Raw genomic sequence first — 21334 nt, forward strand, 5'->3', positions numbered from 1 at the left:
AAACGGTTCGGGCGAGCAACCAAGGAGACGATCAATGCCCGCAATCGGTCATGTCACCCGCGACGGAGAGGGCTTCAAGGGCCAGCTCAAGACGCTCTCGATCCGCACCGAGATCGAGATCCTGCCCAACCGCTCGAAGAGCAGCGACACGCAGCCCGACTATCGCGTTTCGGCGGGCGGCGTCGAGGTCGGGGCGGGCTGGGTCCGGCGCGGCGAGATGTCCGGCAAGGACTATGTCTCGCTGAGCCTCGCCGCCCCCGAGTTCGGGCCGCGCCGGCTCTACGCCAATCTCGGCCGCGCCGCCGGCCAGGACGATGATGACGCCTTCGCCATCATCTGGAACCCGGCCGACTGAGTCGGCAGCGCTCCCGTGCCCATGGCGCGGGAGCGCAAGTCCCCAGAAATGGGGGGGTCGAAAATGCATGCATCGATTTTCGACCCTGCCGGCGGCGGCGCGCTTGGGCCAGCTTGGGGCCACCGCGGCAATGGGCCGCACGACCCCAGCACCGGACCCGAACATCATGGACGATGACGCCGCCGCGCGGGCCAAGGCCGCGCGCGAATCCTGCCCGTTCCTCACCGCCAAGCAGACCGCCTTCCATCTCGGCATCGCCCGTTCGACGCTGAAGGCGATGCGGCTCGCCGGCAAAGGTCCGCGCTGCCGCCGCCACGGGCGGACCTGGCGCTACCATATCGACGATATCGAGGCCTGGTCGGCCGCGAACGCGCGCGGAGGCGACCATGGCTGATGCCCGTGACCTGCCGCTGTTCGCCTTCGGTGAGACGCTGCGGCGCGACCGGCGCCGCCGCCGGATGCTTCGCCGCCGCGGCCTCTGGCTTGCGCTCGGCGTCGCCGCGCTCGGCCTCACCATCGCCTTTCCGCCGCGGCCGCGCCTGCTCTGGAACGCGAGCGCGAGCGCGCCGATCGGCCTCTATTGGATCGGTGCGACGGCCACTTCGGCGCCGGGCGAACTGGTCGTGGCGTGGCTACCCGAATCCGCTCGCAGGCTCGCCGCGGAGCGGCGCTACCTCCCGCGCAACGTGCCCGCGATCAAGCATGTCGCAGCGGTCGTGGACATGCGCGTCTGCGGGTTCGGCGCGTTGCTTCTGATCGACGGCCGACCCGTCGCCCGGCGGCTCGCCGCCGATCGCCTCGGTCGCCCGCTGCCGCGCTGGGACGGATGCCGGACGCTGCACGCGGGCGAACTGTTCCTCCTCAATCCGGCAAGCCCGGCCTCGTTCGACGGGCGCTATTTCGGCGTAAGCCGGACCTCGGACGTGGTCGGGACAGCGCATCCACTCTGGACCTGGCACACCGCGGAGACCGGCGCATGATCCGCCCCCCCGCAGCGCTCTGGGCAGGCGCCGTCCTGCTGCTCGGCATCCCCTCGGCCGCCGCGCCGCAGGCCGACGACACTGCCGAGCGCGGGATTCCGGGCGACGCAGTGGCCCGCTGGCGCCCCTATTCGCGCGAAGCCTCGCAGCGCTTCGGCGTGCCGCTCGACTGGATCGAGCGGGTGATGCGCGCCGAAAGCGGCGGCCGCACGCACTTGGCCGGACGCCCGATCACCAGCCGCGCGGGCGCCATGGGACTCATGCAGATCATGCCCGGAACCTGGGCCGAGCTGCGCGCCCGGCTGGGACTCGGCGCCGACCCCCACGACCCGCGCGACAACATCCTCGCCGGCACGTTCTATCTGCGGCTCATGTACGAGCGCTTCGGCTATCCGGGCCTGTTCGGCGCCTACAATGCCGGTCCCGGCCGCTATGCCGCCTATCTCGCCTCGGGCCGCCCACTACCGAGCGAGACGCGCGCCTATCTCGCCATGGTGACAGGAACAGTGACGGGCACGCCTTCCGGGCCGCTGCCGTCACTTCCCCAGCGGCCGCCGCCGGCCTTGTTCGTGGCGCTTCGGAGCGGCGGCGGGCCCGTGGAACCATCGCCGTCGCGCGCGGGTACCCAAGCTTCCGGCAGCCTGTTCGTGTCGCTGTCGTCCGATCGGCCCGATCGATAGACGATCGGGCGGCTCAGTGCGGCCGCGTTCCCAGGAATGCCTTCGTGCGGCTTCGGCCTTCCGCGGCAATGATCGCCTCTTCGGCATGCGCGCATTCGTCGCCGCGCACCGTGCCCTCGCGGCAACCTGCGACGGTTTCGCGCGCCTGATCGAGATTGGCGGCGAAATATTGGGTGGCGCGTGGAGCCGCGACGTCCCCCGCAGCCGGTCCGATGACGGGGCGCACCATGAAGCCAGCCGCAAAGCCGATGGCGAGCGCGACGACTATGATGGCGACGGACCTGCCCTGTTTCATGACCGTGAAACTCTGGCTGATGACGATCTGCATTCTACCTAAATTCCATGATATTTCAAAAGCGAAGTCACCGTCAGATCGGACGGATGGAAGCGGCGGCGCACGCATTCACCGGCGGCTCGACTGCGGTGAGGTGGGAGGGCTCGTCTCGGCAAGGCCCAGCATGACGGACGGCGGAGCGGCTGTGCAAGGCCGGCGGCCCCTCCAATTTTGCTGCGAATTGGAGCGTGCTTCGCACGCGCTTTTGTTCGTCTCGGCGCAACAAAATCGGTTCCTCCGCCGCCGCTGGCGCGGCGCTCCGGCTGCGCCTCCGCGGCCCTGACGGCCGCTCCGCCGCCCGTCGCGCGAGGTCTGTCCTCGATGAGGAGGACTTCAAGCGAAGGAGGCGAACATGACCATGTTTCAACCCATCGGCGTGGCATCGGACCGCGTGTTGGCAACACTCGTGGCTGGACTCGAGATCGAGTTCGGACACGGTGCGGGCGAGGCGCTTGCGCAGCGGTTTCTCGAGGCGGAGGAAAGCGATTTCCTGTGGGATGCGAGGCGGTCGGAGCGCTGGCTCGGGACCTATGAGAGCGCCGATGAGGAGGATTTCGAGCTCGATCGGGTGGCGATCATGGGGCGCCTGGATGGCCGCTGGTTCGTCGCGGTGAGCATCGTCGATGGCGATGGAAACGCGCACGGATTGATGGGGCGGCGCCATTTCCGGAGCGAACGGGCGGCACGCGAAGCCTTCGCGGTGACGCATTGATCGGCTGCATCGAAACCCCGGGACAAGGGTGCCGGACAGGCATCCGCGTCCCGGCTTCTTTTTGCCTCGGCTCGGGCGACATCAGCGGGCGTCGGGATGGCCAAAACGGGCGGAAGAAGGGATTCAGGCGGGGAGCCGCGTAAGGCAAGATAAAGCACCGGCACCCCTGGTGCCGTAAGTGTCTGTCTGCACATCGTTTTTCGGAAGAATGAGCGGCACTGCCGCCTGGCGGGCAGTGCCGTCGGCGCGGGAAACCGCAGAAATCCGCCAGTTCCAGCGGCACCGGTTTTCACCGGGCTGCGCGCAAGGCATGATTGCCGCGGGGCGCCAAGCGGGATCGACCCATGGCGACAGAAGACGACTTCGAGCCGCGGCTCGGCCGCATTCGCAGCCGCGGCGGCAAGCGCGGCCGGACCTATCTTTCGCGCGTGCTCGCGGCGACCAACCTCGCGCGCGGTGGCCCGGGCCGAAGCGGCTCCTATTCGGCCACCCGGATCGGCCGCGGCGCCGGCGTCGGACGGCTGCTCGCCCGGCGCGACCGGTACGCCGCTTTTCGCCAGCGCCGCGTCATCGTCAAAGCGCGGCTGGCGAAGCTCGCCGGCAAGGGCTTCGCCGGCGCCCGCGCGCACCTGCGCTATGTCCAGCGCGACGGCGTGACCCGCGACGGCCGGCCGGGCGAACTCTATGGTCGCGACGCGGACACCGTCGACGGCAAGAACTGGCTCGATCGACAGGCCGACGACCGCCATCAGTTCCGCTTCATCGTCTCGCCCGAGGACGGCGATCAATATGCCGACCTCAAGGACCTGGCCCGACGGCTGATGGCGCGGCTCGAACAGGACCTCGGCACGACGCTCGACTGGGTGGCGGTCGATCACTTCAACACCGGCCATCCGCACACCCATGTCATCGTGCGCGGGAAGGACGAGCGCGGCCGCGATCTCGTTATCGCGCCCGACTATCTGACCCGCGGCATCCGCGAGCGCGCGGCCGAACTCGTCGACCTCGACCTTGGCCCGCGCAGCGACCGCGACATCGAGGCGCGGCTGCGCGCCGAGATCGACCAGGAACGGCTGACCAGCATCGACCGCCGGCTGATCGGCGCGATGGACGCCGACCGTGTCGTCGCCGCATCGGCGCGCGAGCCGTTCCAGCAGAGCCTGCAGGTGGGCCGCCTGGGAACGCTGGCCCGGCTGGGGCTGGCGGAACGCCTGCCCGAGGGACGCTGGCGTCTCGCCGAGGGCATCGAGGATACGCTGCGCCGAATGGGCGAGCGCGGCGACATCATTCGCACCCTGCAGCGCGCCTATACCGCGCGCGGCATCGCGCCGGCCGCGGCCGATCTCGCGATCTTCGAGCCCGCCGCCCGAGACGCGCGGCCGATCATCGGCCGCGTCCTCGAGCGCGGCCTGTCGGACGAGCACAAGGATCGCCACTACCTGCTGGTCGAGGCGACCGACGGCCGCGCCCATTATGTCGACATCGGCAAGGGCGAGGCGCTGGCGCCGCTGCCGGCCGGTGCGATCGTCCGGATCGCCCCAGAGCGGCCGGCGGTCCGGGAGGTCGATCGGACCATCGCCGCGGTCGCCGCCGCCAATGGCGGGCGCTATACGATCGACGCGCATCTGCGCCATGATCCGACCGCGACCGAGGCGTTCGCCGAGACGCATGTCCGCCGGCTCGAAGCGATGCGGCGCAGGTCCGGCGCGGTGGAGCGTTTGAGCGACGGCAGCTGGACCATCGCGCCCGATCATCTTGACCGCGCCGCCGCCTACGAGGCGGCCCGCGCCGGGGAAGCCCCGGTCCACGTCGAGACGCTGTCCGCCGAGCCGCTCGAGCGGCTGGCCGGGGCCGATGCCGCGACGTGGCTCGATCGCGAGCTCGTCACGTCCTCGCCCGAGCCGCTGCGCGAAGCCGGGTTCGGGCAGGCAGTGCGCGAGGCGCAGCACCAGCGCCGACAATGGCTGATCGCGCAGGGTCTTGCCGAGGAGCAGGCGAACGGTGCCGCCTTCGCGCCGGGCCTGATCGACGCGCTGCGGCGGCGCGAGTTACTTCGTGTCGCGGCGCAGCTTTCCGACGAGCTCGGGCTGCCCTTCCGCGAGACGCCGGAAGGCGCCCGCGTCGAAGGTATCTACCGCCGCCCGGTCGAGCTTCTGAGCGGGCGTCACGCGCTCATCGAGAAGAGCCGTGAGTTCACGCTGGTGCCCTGGCGTCCCGTGCTCGACCGGCATGTCGGCAAGACGGTGTCCGGCCGCGTTCGGGGCGACGGCGTCAGCTGGACGATCGGCCGCGGCAGGAGCGGACCGGTGATCTCGTGACCGACCTAAAACAGGCTCGGCTGCGCCTCGCGGTCGTACAGCAGATGCTCGCGCGCGTTCTGTGCGGCTTCGACCGCACGGCGATAGTGGATGGTGCCGTATCGCTCGGCCTCTTCGAAACCGACCGGCGCCAGCTCTTCCGTCGGAAAACAGGCATCGTAGATCGCACGCGCGGCGGCGCGCAGGCAGACGTCATGCTGCATAGCGAGCTCCAGGATAGAACGAATCGCCACAAGGGGCGTCGGACCGGAGTTAGAACATTATAAGAACGAATGGCAAGTCCGGCTGCGCTTGAAGGCGCGCGAACCGCGCCCTGGTTGACCCGCAAGAAGCGGTGCTTGACGGCGTCGCGCGCGCCGCGCCTGAATGACCCAATAATGCTTCCGCTCCCCTTGAATACCATAGCTCTAAGGACTATACTATGAATCGCAATGACGGCCGGACGCGCCCATGACGGTGCTGATGACCAAGGCGTTCGCGCGCTTCGCCCGCAAGGCGGGCCTCACGGATGTCAGCCTTGCGAAGGCGGCCGTCGAAGTGGCGGCCGGAGAATTCGATGCCGATCTCGGCGGGCACGTCTACAAGCAGCGGGTCGCCCGGGCCGGTGGAGGAAAGTCAGGCGGGTTTCGGACGATCATTCTGTTCAAGGTCGGCGGGCACAGCTTCTTCGCCCATGGCTTTGCCAAGAACGAGAAGGCGAACGTCACCGCCAAGGAGCTGAAGGCGTTGAGGAAGCTCGCCGAGGTGCTGCTGGCCCTGTCGGATGCCGATATCGACAAGGGCATTACCGCGGGCGAGTTTGTGAAGGTGGAAGATGACGACGAAGCGCAGGAAAGCTGAGAGCTCTATTCTCGCGTCGGTCCATGAGACTGCAGCGGGGCTCCATGGCGCGGGCCTGATCGACAAGGCCACTATGCGCGAATTCGACGCGCTCTTTCTCAGCCCGGTCGAGCCGCTCGCGCCGGAGGAGATTCGTGCGCTGCGCGAGCGCGAGAATGTCTCCCAGCCGGTCTTCGCCCATTACCTCAATGTCCGAAAGGATGCGGTCAGCAAATGGGAGCGGGGCGAGAAGCGGCCGGATGGCCCCTCGTTGAAGTTGCTGAACCTGGTCAAGAACAAGGGGTTGCAGGCTATCGCGTAAATCGATCGGATCTACTGCGCGTCAAAGAGACCACCAGAGCGGGTGGGCTACGCGCCCCCTCCCAAGGTTGAGCGTGCTTGAGTGGCCGGTTCTCTCGTCCGTGTATGTCGTTTGACATCATCGCAAAGCGGCAGCGGCGATTACCCGAGATGGTCCAAGATGGCTCGCAAGATGCTGGCCGTTCCCTTGCCCGGCGCCCAGATCGGCTCCCTGCCGGCCAGCGCATCCTTCACGCAGTAGAATGCTTGGTGGCTGCTGCTCTTCCACGCGAACACGAACAAGTCGGCGGCCTTGGCTAGGCTGGTAAGCTGCGCCGTTGCCACCAGATCCGAGTTCACGACGACCTTGCAGCCGGGGAATAGCTCCTCCAGCGCCGCCTTCGCCCGGCTGCCGGCGGCCTCCGCCAGCGTGTAGATGCCGATCGTCTTGTCCTTGAGGCTCGTCACCACAGCTGATGTCGTGTCATCCCCCTGTGCCTCGCGCGTCAGCGCACTGACCGCCTCCGGCCCGACCCCATAATCCTTCGCCAGCGTTTCGATCGGCACGAGATCGGCGGGGACGAGCCGGTGGGCAAAGGTGGTCGCTTGGCCGAGCACCTGCAGAAACAGCCTCAGCCTGGCGTCGCGCGCCTGATCCGAGGGACTCGGCAGGATCGCGAGTGCCTCACTGACATCGAGGCTCCATGGCAGATAGGCGTAGGACCCGATGCGCTTCTGCACATCTTCGAGGTCACCCATCAGCGACACATATTCCGACGACGACAGCCCTTGCTCGATCTGCAAGCTCGTCAATTGGGCGAGCAGGTCCAGATCCGCTCGCGACAGTGCATCGTCCATCGCGATCAGTAGAAACAGCAGAGATGCGATCGGCTTGGCTGCCGGTGACACCTTCGCGTCATCGGGGAAGAAGCTCGCGAAGATCTGCGGAACGGCAGCACGAGAGATCAAACCGGCCTCGCCGTCGAGACCACCGACTATATCGGCGAACTGCTGCGCGAGCGGGCCGCTGTCTCTGACCTCTGACGCGTCCCAAGTCGTCGGAGCAGATTGCGCATCGCGCTCGGCGGCGGGGAGATTTTGGCCTGCCCGCAACTGTTCCGCCCACCGCAACCAGGGATTTACCGCGGCTGCGCTCGTCGGTTCGGCTTGTCCGGGCGCGGCATCGTCGGCCTGCGACTGCTTCAGGCTCTCGATTTTCGCCGCGACGGCGGGCGCCAGGGAATCGAGGATCGCCGGATCGGAATCTTCCAGTAACGTAAGGAGACGATCCCGAGCTTCGTCGGTCCCGATCGTGCCCACGCAGGACACCAATCTGCTGATGGCCTTCCTGCTCGGCGGCAGCCGCATGTAGAATTCGAAGGCACGATCGATCTGCCCATCGTCGAAGGCTTCGTCCGCTTCGTCCAACGTCGTGGCAGATGCGGGTGTGGGCTCTGCGACAGGCACCGACTCGAACACCGCCATGTCCGTACCCGCAGGTAACAGCGCGAGGAGCGAAGCGACGATCGTCGGATCGGGACTGGGTTGCAGCTGCTCGAACAGCGCAAACGCCTTGACCACGCGTGGCGCACGAATGCCCCGACGCGACGCAAACAATTTGGGATACGGTGTCGCGACGTGAACCGCGAAGGCTTCGCGCAGAGCGGCCGGATCGCCACTCGCTTCGGCCTCGTCGACATAGGTGCGGTAGAGTGCCTCGATCAGATCCGCGAGAATCTGCGGCGGAAGTGCGAGATCCGCGAGTGTCTTGATGAGCCAGTGATCGCGCGCAATCTGCGGCCAGAGGCCAAGACCAGCGCTCAGCCGCACGTCGAGATATTTGAGGTTCTCCTCGTTGAGGCGTCCTGTCTGCTTCAACTCGGCGATCATTGCCTCGGCTTGCGTCTCGTCGCCGGCCAGCAGCGCCCGTTCGAAGTCGCCACGGATCGCGCCGACCGGGCGGATCCGCGCGCGTGTCACTCGCGGCCTTCGTTCGAGCAGTGCGGCAAAATCGTTCAAGCGCGCAGCGATCGTTCGCATCGCCGCGGCATCGGGACCTGTGAAGCGATAGACGGTTCCACCGAAGCGGCTGCGAAGCGCCGCCGCCATCGGGTCGGCTGCATCGCTCGGCACTCGCTCGAAGCGGCTCAGCCAGGTCGGCCCGAGCCATGCATTGAGCTCGTCCCCGAGCTCATATCCGCCGGCGGAGCCCTGCGTGGTGGCATACCACCCGGTGACTTCCCCGCCGCGCACGAACGGAAGAATGAGCGGCGCGTTGGTCCGCCCAATGCCGAGATGCGCGAGCCACCGCCGAACCTGATCCGCCCGTTCCGTAGGCGCCGATCCGTCGACGAGCGATGTCCAGCTCAGCTCGTTGGGAGATGCGAAGAAGCGTTCCAGCCATTCTTGCTCACGCGCGGGCAGATCCTCGATCATGCGGCCGTGCCCACATAGGATTCGAAATTGATTCGCGCTTCGGCGAGCGTCTTCGGCGTCGTGTCGTAGACCACCATCTCGTCGTTCAATTCGAGGCCGTTGTAGGTGAGGTTCATCGACCCGGTGAGCAGACCTCGCTTGAGCAACACGCCCTTGATGTGAAGATGCTGACGCCGGACGACGCACAATTTGTCGCCGAGGCCGGCCTCGTCGGCCGCCGTGGCGAGCGCATCGATGAGCGGATCGTTGTGACCGTCCAGGCTCGTCGCGATGCCGAGCGCCGTACCGCGCGCCATGACGTCGGTCAGAACGTCCACCAATCTGATCTCGCGGCTACCCCACTCCGGGTTGATCGAACCGAAACCGCCCGCCCGATTGTCGAATAGCACCACGTTGCTGATCCAGGGGCTGACCAGCCAGGCGCGCTCTCCGCCCGGTGCGAGGAGCTCGCCGAGGAACATCATCTGCAGCAGCTCGCGGATGAGATTCTGGCTGGTCACCGCGCTCTTGAAGATCCGTCGTGTCTCGAAGCTCATTGCACCGCCTCCGCGACATCGAGATCGACGTGGAAGGCGTTCTCCACCCGCCGCACCGCCTGAACGCGGGCAAAGACCGATAGATAGGCCGACTGCACCGGGTTGGTCGCTAGGAAGCTCAGCGCGTCTGCCAAAAGCGACGAAGCCGCCATCGGGCAGACCAAAGTCGCCGCGCCGACGTCGGCCAGACGATCGAGGCAAAGACCCTGCCAACCGTCAGACTCGAGATCGATCAGCGCAGCATCCTCCGCCAGATAGGTCCGCAACAGCAGCGGATCAGGCGACGGCAGATCGGCAAATGGCGAATAGGGCCGGAGGCCCGATTGCCGAATGTGCGCGCCGCGCGGCCACAGCAGTCCGTAGACCACGCCGAATCGCCACTGATCCGGATTGACCGTCGGCGGATCGATGCCAGCGAGGGCAAGCGCCGCATCGATATCGTCGGAGCGCGCCAAGCGATAGGCGAGCACGCGGGCATCCAGTTCGATGCCGAGCCGCGCTTCCTCGGCGTCCCACAGCCGCACCGCATCGAGGAAGAACGCGTCGCTGTCGCTGCTCGATCCGGGCCGGAGGATACGGTTGGCGAGCGCAACGATGAACGCGTGAAAGGTGACGAAACCTTCCTCTGCGAGCGCGTGACGTAACGCGGTGAAACTCGCATGGCTTTCCTCCGCGCCCGAGGCATGCCGGAACGCACGCGTCGCGGTCGGCAATGGATCGTCGGTATCGCCCTCCACGACCGAGGCGAGGAAGCGACCGAGTTGATAATCGCTGAGAGAGAAGTCATTGTCGCGCAGCGCCGCCGTCATCAGGCTGAAGAACCGTCGCGGGTCCTCGACATATTGACGTTGCGCCTCTTCGATCTGCCCATTGCCGCCTGGCGTCATCTCGCTGATCCAGATCTCGCTATCGGGCGCGCCGGCGAGCACGTCATCCTCTTCCCGCGGGCCCGCCGTCACATCGAGGATCAGACTGTCGCCGTCGATCTGCGGACATAGGCTGGTAATGGCGCTGAGCGCAGCCGCGCCGACGGTCGAAGCATATCGCTCGCGCAGCCATGGCTCCCAGCTCGCGTCGATCGGCGTCCATAGGATCGCAGCCAGGTCAAACAGGCTGGCCACCACTTGCCCGTCGGCGATGAAGCCGGCCAGATCCTGACGCAGCTTGTCCTGCTGGTTGCCCTGGGCATTGGCATCATCGACGATTGCCGACTGAAACAGGATGTTGAGCGTCTGATCGAGCGTGAGTTCGGCGCTCCCGTCCGCCAAGCGTGTGGCCGCTTCCCGCAACGAGATCCCACGCGCCATCGCTTCGTTGCTGAGGGCTGCGAGCATCAAATGCGCCAGCCACTCGCGCGCGAATGGATTGTCCACCCGTTCGCCGAGGGGCCCGTGCAATGCCTGATGGTGGAATCGCGCGGTGCGCATCGCCCGATAGCGCGGGTCCGAGTCCGGTCCGAGGTTGGACCACAAGGCATCGGGGAACCGCAGACGGAGGCACATCGCGTCGACCGCGAGACCGAACCCGAGCGCGGCTGCCTCTCCCCCCACCTCGAAGCGGAACTCCTTGGTGAGCGATCCGCCGTCGCGGAAGCGAATGCCCGCGTCGCTCCCAAGCGCCATCCGGCGGACCTCGATCGGGCTCAGTCCCTCGTGGGTGTAGAACCGCACGTCCCCGATCAGCGATGTCCAGGGGCTGCCGCGCGGCGGATCGAGCGCCATGCCCTGATCGCGCGCGACAAGCTGACTACGCCAGCGAAGCCGGGCGTTGGACGTATCGACGACAGTGCCCGGAGGGGGCTGAACTTCGAGAACCCGCGGCCGATAGACGGGCACCAGCCGCACCGAACCGGCAACATCGATGCGCCAATCGCCGAGAGGATCAAGACGGGCGAACGGCTCGAGCGGCACGGCCTGCTCGCGATTCTGGTCGAGCGCCGGGCATAACCAGTGCCGCTCGAACGCATGGCTGATGCCGTATCGCCGCGAGACCCGGCCCGGGGCGAACTCGCGAAGCGCCTTCGCGATCGGCATGGCAACCCGCTCGGGCGTTGCGCTGCCGGGCTGCGGCAAGACGATGTCGACCTCCGGGAGGTTGAGATCGCTGAACAGGTTGGCTGGCGCGAACTCGGGCAAAGGCGAGTTGAAGACCTGATGGTCCTCGCCGGGCTGGCCCCAGGCGCGCCAGTTGCTCTCGAGCCGGCGAAGCGCAGTCGGCAGAACCTGCGTCATCAGCGGCCGTGGGTGGTCCCAGAGCAACGGTGTGACCGCGCCTTCATCGACCTTGAGCGCCAAGGCGAGATAGGACGTATAGCGGTCGAGTTCGGCCGGAATGGTGAGGATGCGGCGGATCAGGCCGGCGAGCGCTGTCTGCCGCGCCCGCTGATAATTGTTGTCGGTACTGCTCGACAGGTCCAGCCACACGCTCCCCTGGCGCGAAGAGCCCAGCATCTGGCTGAGATAGTCGAGCGTCGCATAGACCGCCTGGATGCGCATCACATAACGATTGGCGATCGGCAGCGTACGCACCGGCAACTCGGGGTCGAACAGCAGGTCATAGCCCTGATAGGCGAGACGGTCCCGGCCATAGTCGGACAGCACCGCAACCGTCCATGGTCGCATCCGGCGCGATCGGCCGGCGCGGCCCTTACGCTGCAGGAACTGCGCGACATCGCGCGGTGCCTTGTGCTGGATGACCGCACCCACCCGGGGATCGTTGAACCCTACCTCGAGCGAGGCGGTCGCGACGATGATGTCGAGATTATTCCCGACCCCAGGGTCCAACGACATCACCCGCCCAACCGACTTGCGGTCCTGCGGTTGGAGACTGTGGCCGATCTCGACCACGGCCTCCCAATCCTGCCCATGCAGCTTGCGATGCTGGACCGGCAGCGGACGGCGCAGCGAGGCCAAGCCGCCATCCGGCTTGCTCGCCAAGTCGGGTACGCCGCTGCTCCGTCGGCCCTCGGCATCGAGCATGGCGAAATACATGCGGTTGGTAACATCGATGTCGTCGGTGAACAGGAACACACGTTCCCCGATGATGCCCCGGCTCTTGCGTTCATCCGGCGCGTCGAGAAGCCGGGAAAGGAGCATCCCCGTCTGGATCGTCGTCGACAGCAGTGCGGTGCGCGACACGGGGTCGCCCCGCAGCGCGAGCAGGTACTCGGCGCCTTCCGCGATCATGTCGCTATTGGAAGGGGCGATTTCGACCGACGCTTGTTCGTATAGGCCGGTCAACTGCGCGAAGAAGCGCGCGCCGTCCTTGAGCGTGGCGGACAGACCGACAAAGCTGACATGCCGCCAGAGCAGCCGCCGCCAGCGGCGCAAGAGGAAGGCGACCTGCGCACCCGAACTGCCGGCATAGGTGTGAACCTCGTCCAGCAGCATCATCTCCACCGGCCGCTGCGCCCGCTCGCCGATCCCGAACAGATGCCGGAAACGGTCGTCCCCCATACGCTGGTTGAGCATTTCGGTGGTGGTGAAGAGGATGTCGGGCGCCTCCGTCTGAAGCCGCTCGCGGGTGAGGATGATTTCGTCGCTTTCGATGACGGCGGAGCATTCGAGGCATTCGAGCCGCTCACGCCGGGCGCGGCGGTCCGTCTCGCGCCACGCCATGTCGCCGTCGCAGTCCGGCGACGGACAGCGAAGATACTCGCAGACGAGACCGGCAGACGTTTGCCGCCAGCCGCTGCGCGCCTCATGCGCTTTCTCGGCCGATCGGGGCGTCGGACCGAAGAACGTGCCGATCAGGATCTTCCTGCGTCCGCGCGCCGCGAGCGACGCGTCGAGACGGCGCGCCTGGCCATAGACCTCGGCGAACTGATCCTTCAGCAGTTCGTTTCGCGGGTAGAGCGCGAGGACCTTGACCCACCGGTCGTCGACGGCATCGCGCTGGATGTGCGAGGCGACGCGCGACAGCGCGGGCAGGTAGAAGGCCAAGGTCTTGCCGCTGCCGGTGCCGGAGCTGACCAGTGTGGCCGTCGATTGCGAGCCCTCGAAGCTCCCCAAAATCCGCGCTGCTGCCGCGACTTGAAAGCCTGCCAGCGCAAACCGGGGCCCATAGCTGTCGATGAGCGCCGACAGGGCAGCCCGTGCGGCCTGATCGGGCGTCGCCGCCGCGATGCCGGCGAGCGCCGTTGCGGCGTCGATCTCGCGCCGCGGGTAGCGGCGCCGCCGCCAGATGAAGCGGAAGTCGGCGACGAGGGTTGGCGCGGTCTGCCAGCCGATCGGGCCGCGATGCTGAGGAAAGAGCTGGCGCAGCCGGAACAGGAGCCGCACGCCTTCCGCCATCCGCGACCGATATTGCGAGCCCGATTCCTCGCCGATGTCGAACAGCAGGGCACGATCGATCAGCGCGGCGATGACCTGACCGGCGTCCGCGAACGAAACCCCGGCGCCCAGTCTCGGATCGTCGAGCAGTGCATCGACTATGCCATACAGCTCGCCCGCCGAGACGTGACCGTCGACCAGACCCCATGTCAGGAGCCGGGCTTCACGTTGCTCGATCTTATCCAGCGCGGCGAGCAGCAGGGCTTCATCGGCTTCCATCTGCACTCCGCGGCACGATACGGTAGTTGTCGAACGCATCATTCGCGTTGAGCCATTCGCGGACCGCTTCGGTCAGCAGGTCGAGCTTCGCTCCCCCGCTCTGGATGGCCTCGAGGAAGCGCTTCACGTCGGCCGGAACGTCGAAGTCGAACGCCTTCGCCGTCTCGGTCAGGCGTGCGGCCAGTGCCTTCACACGCTCGATCGCTGCCTGGTCCGCAGGGAATTTGTCGAATTCGGCTCGGAACGCCTGGTGGAGCTGTTCATAGGTCTTGAACGCGGCATTGTTCGTCGGCGTGAAGGCGATGCGGCCTTTCACCAATGCCGGAGCTTCGCCGGTGAACACGGTTTGCCGATATCCCTTCCAGGCCCGCACGACGGACGCGGAGACATCCGTGGAGGCCGCCTTGATCTCCTTGAGCAGATTGGCCCAACCGGTGCCCTTCTTGAGCGCGGCCGCCTTTCGTTCAGCGGTAAAGCGGCCGAGAAGCGCCGCGGCCCGTTTGCGCGCCGTCTCGAGGGAGGACGGCTCGGGCGTTTCGATGCCCGAACCGAACAGCAGCGCACGCTGGTCGAGGGCGCGGCTGAGTTCGGCTGCGGGCAGCGCAAGGTCCGAGCGCAGGTCCTCGAGCAGCCCGGTCTCCTCGACATTCGCGCCAAGCCGGTCGAGCACAACCAGCCGTTCGCGAAGCGCCTTGGCGCGAGCAGGAAGCGAGGTGCTCATACGGCGGCCTCCGCTGCTACGTGCGGCGTTCCGCTCACGCCTTCGAGCAGGCTGGTGATCTCCGCGGCAACAGCGTTGGGGTCCGATTGGCCCCGAACCGACTCCTGCAGCGTGACGCGGGGCTCCGCCTGCGATACGATGTCGTTTGCGATAGTCAGAAACGACATGGTGCGCTGGATCAATCCGAGGTCGAGCGATCCAAGCGCATTGAGCAATTTGGGGATCTGCTCGCGATCCGCTTCGTCGACGATCGTCGCCGTCTTATCCACCAACTCGACGAAGCGGCTGGTCTGGAACTCTGTCAGGCGAATCTCGAACTCGCTGAGCTTGATCGCGACATTGGCAGGCCAGCAGTTGGTCTTCTGCAGCAGCGGGATGATTTCGCGCAGGTCAGCAACGAAAGCGCTCTTGTCGAAGCTCTCGTCGACATAATCCGCGATCTCGCTGCGGAAGGCACGAAGCTTGGCGATGACCGCCTGGAGCCTTCCCCAGATGCGCGCGTCGGTCATGGCTGGAATGAAGGTCCGCGCCTCGTCCGGCAATCCTTCCGGGAGCCCCGCCGGCGGATCTCCGGCAAGCACGTCGAGCAGCCGGGGGCTGTCAACCGCGAAGGGCTTGCTCCCGGCGCCCTGGAAGCTGGCGCTGCGATCGAGCAGCAGCTCCTGCAGGATCGTGCGCGTGCTCCGGCCATTGACCGACCCTGTCGCCTGGGCGCGAAGCTGATCCCAACCTTCTTCGAAGGCTTGCGTCTCAACCTGCGGCGGCGCCGCGAACAGCCCGCGCAGAAGCGATTCGGCGCCAGCCGGCCGCACCGGAGGGGACAGCCCCACGATCCGCGATTGATTGAGCAGCGCACGGCCGATCACCGCTGTCTGCGCATTTGCTTCCGCAACGAGCATCGGGACCAACTGCGCGACCAGACGATCGACGATCGCAGCGCTCGCAACATAGTCGAGATCTGCCTCAGGATAATCCCAGCGATGACCGTTGAAGCCGAACCGCAGCGCACCGAGAAAGCCTTCGCGCAGCGTTCCGTCCTCGTCGTCGTGGCTATCGCAAACCACAAGGATGCGCCCGCCGACCGGATTGTTGCGCGCCCCGGCGATCGAGAGCCAGGTGGCCTTGATCTCCTGATCCGGAATGCGAAGCGCCGGCCAATTGATCGCGCCCTTCAGCATCGCCGCCAAGGCGCTTCGCAGCTCGCGCGCGTCAGCCTGAACCAATTCTGTGCCCGACGCCCAAGCATCCAGCTTCTTCGACCAGTCCGCGGCACGCGGATCCTGCTCTGCTCGTGCCGACGCAGGAGCAGGAGCCGCAGATGGCGGAGTCTCTCCGAGGGCCGGCGCTGCCGGCGAGGTGGGCGGACTGGGTGTCGGGACGAACGGCACATTGGCGAGTTCGGCCGGGGTCGGCAGCGAAAAGGTCGAGAAGATCGCCGGCGGCACATGGGCAAGCGCAGCCTTATCCGCCGCATTGCCGGCCCACACGGCCAGGGCGGAAGCCAGACGCCGCTTGACGGGCTCGGGCTGGCTTGCCTGCCGGACCAGCCCCGCGAGATACACGTTCGGGCGCAGCCCGTGGAATTCAGGCGGCGGGAAATTTCCGCTGACGAACGTGCCCCGCATGAGCAGCGGACGGCGAAGGATCTCGTTGATCACCCGGCGCGGGTTGAAGATGAGCCGGTTTGCCTCTGTCAGATGCCGCTGGACGAGTTGCTCGATCGCCAGACGGTTGAACGGAAACAGCGCATGTCCGCGCGCGGAGAAGCCAAAGGCCGTTAGCGCCTCGGCTTCTTCGTCGCTCTGCTCTTCGTCCTGCCAGGCCGGCAACCAGCCGGTGAGCCCGTCGTCGGCACCGCGGCGATCGAAGCGTTTGCGCAGGCCGTCTTCACCCCAGCGGGCCGCATTCAGATAGGCGCCGACCATTTCGATCACGGCACCCTTGATCTCGTCGTCGCTCTGCTCGCGGTGGCCGATCACCCAGACGCGTTGCGCCCGCGTCAGGATCGTGTCGCGCGAGGCGAGATAGCCATCGGTGAGCGCGAGCGCCGTGCGCATGGTGGCGCGCACCTTCTTGCCGTCATGGGTGCCTTCCTGCACGCAGACCTTGAGCAGCACATCCTGAATACCCGACAGCGCGGCAAAATCCTCGACGAGCAGCACCAGGTCCATATCGTCCTTGAGCAGGATCTCACGGATTCCCAGGATGATGTCCTGCAAGGTGATCCCACCGGTGCTCTGCTCGAGCTGGAAGACATTGCCGATCGCGGTGTCCACGATCGTGTTGAGCAGGTCGGCCGCGGCCTGGCGGCGGCGCACATCCTGGACCGCGAGTTGGGTCTGATAGTAGGTCTTTACCGGCAGCGCCGCTTCGTTGAGATCGATCGTGTCTGGGAGAAGCAGATCCTCGGCGAAGAATTGCGATTGGGTCTCGTCTCCCTCCGCGCCATCCTCCCGGCCCCGCAGAGCGCGCGCTACGACCCGGGCGAGGACGGTCTCGTCGAAATGGTCCTTGAGCGCCGCGTCCCCGAACAGCTTGGGCAGCATCTGGGCATGCCCGATCAGCGGTCGCAACTCCGCTGCCCGGTCCTTATGTTCGCGGGCCTCCAGCAGGAGCGACTCTGCTCGGCTCGCCAGCGCATTTTCGATCTGCGCGCGGAACAGCACCACGGCCTTGCGCTTGTCGACCTCGGCGACCGCGCGCGTCAGTTCCGATCGCGACTTTTCGAAGCGCGGATCGCCTTCCAGCGGTTCGAGGATGAGCTCGACAACGCGTCGGAGGCTCGCGCTCTTGGGAATACGGATGATGTGGAGACGCTCGCGCTTGGGCGAGCGCTGAAGCTGCGCGTCGAGCCAGCGAATGATGTGCGACTTGCCGACGCCCGAAGGGCCGGTGATCGGGAACAGCAGATATCCGCCCGGCACGTCGTCGGACAGAAAAGCATCGAGCAGTTCCTGCTCGCTTGCCTGGGCCTCGATGTTCGTACCGGCATTGCGCGTCGTGAGCGGGGCCGGCTGATGAACCGCCAGCAGGACCGACACATCCGCGGTTTCGGCCTCGTTCTTGATGCACGCGTTGACCTCGTCGGCCTCCGGCCAATATCTCTCGAGCATCAGCGCACCTTTCCTGTCTGCACCAGGGCCACATGCGACACGTCTTGCCAGATGCGCGCATTGCTGCCGGTGAGCGACACGACGCCTTCGGTGTCGCTTCTGCTCGAAAGCGTGATCAACCCCTCACGATCAAGGCGCTGGATCGCCCGCGACAGCGACGAGGAGACGAGGCCGGTACGCAGCCGGGGCCAGGCGCTCTCCTTCAATGCGGCCTCGACCTGGACCCGATAGGCGCCCCCGTCGAGGACCGGCAGCACCCCCGCCGCCCGCTCCACGAAAGCGGGAGCGGACAATTCCCGGTTCGATCCGAATATCTCGGGGAGCGCCTCGCGCAGCGCCTGCGTCGGGTCGACGACCCACTGCATACCGTCGCGGGCGAACCCCAGATACAGCATCCAGGTCTTGAGGCCGTTCCAGCGCGTATTGTTCTGGGCGATCTTCTGCGCGCCGCTATCGACCAACTGCCGCCCCTCCAGTTCAGCCAGACGGTCTGAATTGACATCGAGCGTATAGACGTCCTGGGCGAGCATCCAGGCCACGCCGCGCGACAGGTCCGCGCTCTTGGCGCCCTCGCTCTCCCAGAAACGCGCGTTGTTTGCAGGCTGCAACGCCACCGTCCGCGCCACTTTCGGGAGGCGGGCTTCTGCCTCGTCGGCATTCTTGCCGAGCGCAGAGCGGTACGGCTCGGCAATGATAACGGACCCGTCTTCCTCACCGAACAGACCAAGTTCGGTCCAGCGATTCAGCGTTCTCGTCAACTGGCTGGTATCGAACGCGTCGGCGGCGCCGCCACATGCAAGGATCAGATCCTCGCGACTCTTTGGCCCGAAGCGGACGAGCGCGCGAACCAGCACGATCAGGACGTTGAACAGCCCGTCGCTGGCTTGGTTGAGGATACTCACAGACGCGCTCCGAGCTTGAATTGATCGACCGCCAGCACATTGGAACCGGTGTCGGCAATGCGGCGCGCGAAGTTCCATGGATCCGGCGTCGAGGCCGATGCCATGATGACATGCAGCGGTCGCTTCATGATGAATAGATGTTTCGGCAGTGTCGCACCCGTCGCGTCCGTCCAGAGCGTCACCCGGGGAAGCTCGTAGGACGAGGGGCGAAGCACTTCTTCTTCGAGCGTCTGCAGCAACAGCACATGATCCTCGCTCTGCTTGTGCAAGGCCGACAGCGCCGGATTGCGCTGGCGAAATGCCGCGGAGGTCGCGATCTCGCGCACGCCGAACATCGCGACGAAATCGCGCAGCAGGCCGACGACCGCAGCATCGTCGACCGGATCGTCGACAGCCAGGATGATCGGCTCGTTCAAGTCGAGCTGCGGGAAACGGCCGGCAAAGAGGCCGAGGTCGAACCGGCCGACCTGCTCGATCCCGTAGGCGGGCGGCGCCGAATAGTCGGTGTCAGCCGTCCCCGCGCGGCGATGCACCGGACATCCCCCGCACGCTCGCGACACGATCACCGAGCGCCCCGGCGCGTTGCTGCGATAGAGCCGGTCGAGCAGCAACGAAACCTCGGTCGACCCGCTCAGCAGCTTGTCCAGCAGTTCACGGTTTTCGGTCGCCGCATCGAACGAACGCTGCCGTTCCTGACCGATCCGCGCGACGAACCGTTCGCGGCTGAGATGCCCCAACTCCGCCAGGCCGACGACGGTGCGTTGGAAATATTCCGACCAATGCTCATCGCTGCGGAGCTCGAACGCTGCTTCGCTCTCCTCCTCTTGCTGCGCGATGCGGGCCGGAGGCTGCGATTCAAGGCCAAGCACGCCGGCTCGCGCCATCATGATCAGCGTGCGCATGTTCCAGGACTGGTTGTAGTCAGACTGCCGCCGCAGCCGCGGAGGCACGACGGCCAGATCCACCTCGAGCAGCTGCCCGATCGTGTCGAGCTGCGTGCTGCGACCATACATGGTCGACCACCGCTCGAACGCGAGATCGTCGCTGATCAGGGTCGGCGACGCGATCTGATTCGCGGTCTCCTGATCTTGGCTCGAGTAGATCAGGAACGAGGTCGACGGACAGCCATCGCGCCCGCCGCGTCCCACTTCCTGGTAGAAGCGATCGAGCGTCTCGGGCACGGCGGCATGGATGACCGTGCGAACGTCGCGCTTGTCGATGCCCACTCCGAAAGCCGAGGTCGCGACGATCCCATCGAGGCGGTTTTCGGACCATTGGTCGATGATGCGACGTCGATCGGCATCGGCTGTCTCGCCATGAAAGCAGTCGATCCGCGCATAGCCCTTGCCGCGCAGCAATCTCACCCATCGCTTTGCGTCGCTGCGCTTGGTCACGTAGAGGATGAATGGCCGCGGCGCGTGGCTGAGGAGTTCGAGGACTTTCCGATCCTTCTCGTCGGGATCGTCTTCGCGGTGCACCCAATATTGCGGTTCCGGCCGAAGATGGACCGAGGCGACCATCTGGACCGTGCGCGCCGGCCCGAACAGTGCGTCGATCGTTTCCACCGTGTCGGGCGTCAGGGTCGCCGACATAAGGATCGTCCTGAACCGCCGGCCGCCGGGGCACGCCGCGAGCAATCCGCGGCGCACGCCCGCCAGCATCTGAAAGGCGGGGCGGAACCCATCGCCCCATTGGCTCACCAGATGGGCTTCGTCGACGATAAGGTAGGAGATCAGCCCGGCGCGCGCCGCATCGTAAAGCGAGGGCAGCAGCGCGCCCGTCACCGCCTCTGGCGAACAATAGAGAATGCCTTGGCGGCCCTCACGGATGGCGGTCTTGATCGCGGCGCGCTCCTCCGCGCCGAGACCGGCATGCCAGGCAAGCGCGGGCACTTCGCGGCGGGGAAAGCGGCGCTTGAGCATCTGCTTCATTTGCCGCGCCTGGTCGAGCACCAGCGCGGTCGTCGGCACGACACAGAGCGACAGACCGCCTTCAAGGCCTCGCGCGAGCACCGGAGCCTGGGCGACGAAACTCTTGCCCGACCCGGTCGGCAGAGCGACCACCAAGGTCTCTCCGGGCGGCAGCAGAAACGCGCTGCGCACGGCTTCGCGCTGACCTGGAGACACATAGGTGTCGAAACCGCTCGCCTCGCCAAGAAACGGATCGATCGGCCGCTGCCAGTCGAGCCGCACATTCCGCTCGGCGAAGACATCCTCGAAGACCGGATTGTCGCTGTCCTCGAGCCAGGCCGCGCGCCACGGCCGCGCTTCGACCAGGAAATGTCCGTTTGCTTCGCTGTGCGCCCGAATGCCGAACACCGCCCAATCATCTCGGCTGGGCCAACCGGCGCCAGACGGAACGCGCAACTGCGCCTGCTGACCCGCGCGCAGCGACTGCCGGCGCAGCACGTGCCGGAAAAGCGCCATCGCGTCGGGTAGACTGTGCAGCCGTCCCGACGCCCGAGACGCGAGAAGAATCTGGGTCAGCCTGTCGAAAAGGCCATCGGCGGCTGGCGGCTCGGCCTCAAGCTTGGTGAGGTCGAGCAGAATGTCCTGCAGACTGCCGAAATCATGCACCG

At 66.4% G+C, this 21334-nt stretch carries 17 protein-coding genes; 8 read left to right on the plus strand and 9 right to left on the minus strand.

Features of this window, described 5'->3' with window-relative positions; genetic code table 11:
* Nucleotides 1-34 precede the first annotated feature (34 nt).
* From COC42_RS02885 to COC42_RS02900, 4 genes are all read left to right on the plus strand, one after another.
* Nucleotides 35-355, plus strand: coding sequence for a DUF736 domain-containing protein (locus COC42_RS02885; protein WP_096341756.1), 321 nt, complete (start codon nt 35-37; stop codon nt 353-355).
* A 67-nt stretch (nt 356-422) separates the two neighbouring features.
* Nucleotides 423-749 carry a helix-turn-helix transcriptional regulator gene (locus COC42_RS02890; protein ID WP_342747278.1) on the plus strand — a complete coding sequence of 109 codons (327 nt, stop codon included), beginning with the start codon at nt 423-425 and terminating at the stop codon, nt 747-749.
* Nucleotides 742-1335 (plus strand): S26 family signal peptidase, encoded by a 594-nt coding sequence (locus COC42_RS02895; RefSeq protein WP_096341758.1) that lies wholly within the window; start codon nt 742-744, stop codon nt 1333-1335. Before COC42_RS02890 ends, COC42_RS02895 begins: the two co-directional genes overlap by 8 nt.
* Nucleotides 1332-2015, plus strand: coding sequence for a lytic transglycosylase domain-containing protein (locus tag COC42_RS02900; RefSeq protein ID WP_096341759.1), 684 nt, complete (start codon nt 1332-1334; stop codon nt 2013-2015). The genes COC42_RS02895 and COC42_RS02900 overlap by 4 nt, the downstream gene beginning before the upstream one ends.
* A gap of 13 nt (nt 2016-2028) precedes the next feature.
* Here COC42_RS02900 and COC42_RS02905 read toward each other — a convergent pair whose 3' ends face one another.
* Entirely contained in the window at nt 2029-2343 is a 315-nt protein-coding gene (locus COC42_RS02905; protein ID WP_342747279.1) for a hypothetical protein, read from the minus strand.
* Between the two features lie 358 nt (nt 2344-2701).
* Here COC42_RS02905 and COC42_RS02910 point away from each other — a divergent pair, with 358 nt between their 5' ends.
* A complete protein-coding gene (locus COC42_RS02910; RefSeq protein WP_096341760.1) occupies nt 2702-3061 on the plus strand; it encodes a hypothetical protein in 360 nt (119 codons plus the stop codon).
* A 344-nt stretch (nt 3062-3405) separates the two neighbouring features.
* Complete coding sequence (gene rlxS / locus COC42_RS02915; protein WP_096341761.1) at nt 3406-5379, plus strand: relaxase/mobilization nuclease RlxS; 1974 nt, start codon at nt 3406-3408, stop codon at nt 5377-5379.
* Between the two features lie 5 nt (nt 5380-5384).
* Here rlxS and COC42_RS02920 read toward each other — a convergent pair whose 3' ends face one another.
* Nucleotides 5385-5582: a hypothetical protein gene (locus COC42_RS02920; RefSeq protein ID WP_096341762.1), complete on the minus strand. Its 198-nt coding sequence runs from the start codon at nt 5580-5582 to the stop codon at nt 5385-5387.
* A 247-nt stretch (nt 5583-5829) separates the two neighbouring features.
* On the opposite strand from COC42_RS02920, the gene COC42_RS02925 reads away from it, so the two are divergent.
* A complete protein-coding gene (locus COC42_RS02925; RefSeq protein ID WP_096341763.1) occupies nt 5830-6219 on the plus strand; it encodes a type II toxin-antitoxin system RelE/ParE family toxin in 390 nt (129 codons plus the stop codon).
* The gene (locus COC42_RS02930) at nt 6194-6520 is read left to right on the plus strand and encodes a helix-turn-helix domain-containing protein (protein ID WP_096341764.1); all 327 of its coding nucleotides are present in this window, start codon (nt 6194-6196) and stop codon (nt 6518-6520) included. Before COC42_RS02925 ends, COC42_RS02930 begins: the two co-directional genes overlap by 26 nt.
* 140 nt (nt 6521-6660) lie before the next feature.
* Here COC42_RS02930 and dpdD read toward each other — a convergent pair whose 3' ends face one another.
* From dpdD to dpdF, 7 genes are read right to left on the minus strand one after another with little or no spacing between them, the layout of a single operon-like run.
* Nucleotides 6661-8934: a protein DpdD gene (gene dpdD / locus COC42_RS02935; protein WP_096341765.1), complete on the minus strand. Its 2274-nt coding sequence runs from the start codon at nt 8932-8934 to the stop codon at nt 6661-6663.
* Nucleotides 8931-9470 carry a phospholipase D-like domain-containing protein DpdK gene (dpdK, locus tag COC42_RS02940; RefSeq protein ID WP_096341766.1) on the minus strand — a complete coding sequence of 180 codons (540 nt, stop codon included), beginning with the start codon at nt 9468-9470 and terminating at the stop codon, nt 8931-8933. Before dpdK ends, dpdD begins: the two co-directional genes overlap by 4 nt.
* Nucleotides 9467-14020 carry a protein DpdJ gene (gene dpdJ, locus COC42_RS02945; RefSeq protein WP_176484542.1) on the minus strand — a complete coding sequence of 1518 codons (4554 nt, stop codon included), beginning with the start codon at nt 14018-14020 and terminating at the stop codon, nt 9467-9469. The genes dpdK and dpdJ overlap by 4 nt, the downstream gene beginning before the upstream one ends.
* Entirely contained in the window at nt 14007-14741 is a 735-nt protein-coding gene (locus COC42_RS02950) for a hypothetical protein (RefSeq protein ID WP_096341768.1), read from the minus strand. The genes dpdJ and COC42_RS02950 overlap by 14 nt, the downstream gene beginning before the upstream one ends.
* Nucleotides 14738-17854: a protein DpdH gene (gene dpdH, locus COC42_RS02955; RefSeq protein WP_096341769.1), complete on the minus strand. Its 3117-nt coding sequence runs from the start codon at nt 17852-17854 to the stop codon at nt 14738-14740. Before dpdH ends, COC42_RS02950 begins: the two co-directional genes overlap by 4 nt.
* On the minus strand, nt 17854-18756 hold the full coding sequence (gene dpdG, locus COC42_RS02960; protein ID WP_096341770.1) for a protein DpdG: 903 nt from the start codon (nt 18754-18756) through the stop codon (nt 17854-17856). Before dpdG ends, dpdH begins: the two co-directional genes overlap by 1 nt.
* On the minus strand, nt 18753-21332 hold the full coding sequence (gene dpdF / locus COC42_RS02965) for a protein DpdF (protein WP_176484543.1): 2580 nt from the start codon (nt 21330-21332) through the stop codon (nt 18753-18755). The genes dpdG and dpdF overlap by 4 nt, the downstream gene beginning before the upstream one ends.
* Nucleotides 21333-21334 lie beyond the last annotated feature (2 nt).

The sequence above is a fragment of the Sphingomonas spermidinifaciens genome (assembly GCF_002351485.1).
Classification (GTDB): Bacteria; Pseudomonadota; Alphaproteobacteria; order Sphingomonadales; family Sphingomonadaceae; genus Sphingomonas; species Sphingomonas spermidinifaciens.

Coding starts and splice junctions, on each gene's coding strand:
- rlxS (WP_096341761.1), top strand. CDS start 3,406: ATGGCGACAGAAGACGACTTCGAGCCGCGGCTCGGCCGCATTCGCAGC.
- COC42_RS02900 (WP_096341759.1), top strand. CDS start 1,332: ATGATCCGCCCCCCCGCAGCGCTCTGGGCAGGCGCCGTCCTGCTGCTC.
- COC42_RS02905 (WP_342747279.1), bottom strand. CDS start 2,343: ATGCAGATCGTCATCAGCCAGAGTTTCACGGTCATGAAACAGGGCAGG.
- dpdH (WP_096341769.1), bottom strand. CDS start 17,854: ATGCTCGAGAGATATTGGCCGGAGGCCGACGAGGTCAACGCGTGCATC.
- COC42_RS02925 (WP_096341763.1), top strand. CDS start 5,830: ATGACGGTGCTGATGACCAAGGCGTTCGCGCGCTTCGCCCGCAAGGCG.
- COC42_RS02950 (WP_096341768.1), bottom strand. CDS start 14,741: ATGAGCACCTCGCTTCCTGCTCGCGCCAAGGCGCTTCGCGAACGGCTG.
- COC42_RS02885 (WP_096341756.1), top strand. CDS start 35: ATGCCCGCAATCGGTCATGTCACCCGCGACGGAGAGGGCTTCAAGGGC.
- dpdD (WP_096341765.1), bottom strand. CDS start 8,934: ATGATCGAGGATCTGCCCGCGCGTGAGCAAGAATGGCTGGAACGCTTC.
- dpdJ (WP_176484542.1), bottom strand. CDS start 14,020: ATGGAAGCCGATGAAGCCCTGCTGCTCGCCGCGCTGGATAAGATCGAG.
- COC42_RS02910 (WP_096341760.1), top strand. CDS start 2,702: ATGACCATGTTTCAACCCATCGGCGTGGCATCGGACCGCGTGTTGGCA.
- COC42_RS02895 (WP_096341758.1), top strand. CDS start 742: ATGGCTGATGCCCGTGACCTGCCGCTGTTCGCCTTCGGTGAGACGCTG.
- COC42_RS02920 (WP_096341762.1), bottom strand. CDS start 5,582: ATGCAGCATGACGTCTGCCTGCGCGCCGCCGCGCGTGCGATCTACGAT.
- COC42_RS02930 (WP_096341764.1), top strand. CDS start 6,194: ATGACGACGAAGCGCAGGAAAGCTGAGAGCTCTATTCTCGCGTCGGTC.
- dpdK (WP_096341766.1), bottom strand. CDS start 9,470: ATGAGCTTCGAGACACGACGGATCTTCAAGAGCGCGGTGACCAGCCAG.
- COC42_RS02890 (WP_342747278.1), top strand. CDS start 423: ATGCATCGATTTTCGACCCTGCCGGCGGCGGCGCGCTTGGGCCAGCTT.